Origin of the sequence: Clostridium sp. ZBS15 (genome assembly GCF_023845705.1) — a bacterium.
GTDB classification, from domain to species: domain Bacteria; phylum Bacillota; class Clostridia; order Clostridiales; family Clostridiaceae; genus Clostridium; species Clostridium aquiflavi.
The window spans coordinates 11,716-12,201 of the sequence record NZ_JAMQHY010000081.1; the positions used below are offsets into that span (position 1 = coordinate 11,716).

Below are 486 nucleotides of genomic sequence, written 5' to 3' on the forward strand. Positions count from 1 at the left end.
AAGTCGCCTTGGCGATTTTGGTATGTAAAGGTGAGGGTTAATATTATGAAATTATATAATGTTTTAATAGTTGAAGATGAAAAAGAAATATGTGATGCAATTGCAATATATTTAAATAACCAAGGATACAATGTTTTTAAAGCTCATAATGGAATTGAAGGTCTAGATGTAATAAAAAATGAAATTATACATTTAGCTATAGTAGATATAATGATGCCTAAAATGGATGGAATTCAAATGACCATGAAACTTAGAGGTGAATTTGATTTTCCTGTCATAATGTTATCTGCTAAATCAGAAGAAATGGATAAAATAATGGGTCTTAATATTGGAGCTGATGATTATATTACTAAACCATTTAATCCTATGGAACTTCTAGCAAGCTTTAATTCTCCACTTATACGATATTCTCATCATTTAAATGTTATAAATACTTTATACGAGAAAAATCATAATTTTATAATAGATGGTTTAGATTTAACTGCC

1 protein-coding gene is annotated in these 486 nt (G+C 27.2%); it reads left to right on the top strand.

Annotated features, from left to right (window positions below; translation table 11 throughout):
• Positions 1-45: 45 nt before the first annotated feature.
• Positions 46-486 (top strand): response regulator transcription factor (locus NG904_RS16330; RefSeq protein WP_252232751.1); only part of this gene is annotated, 441 nt, incomplete at its 3' end.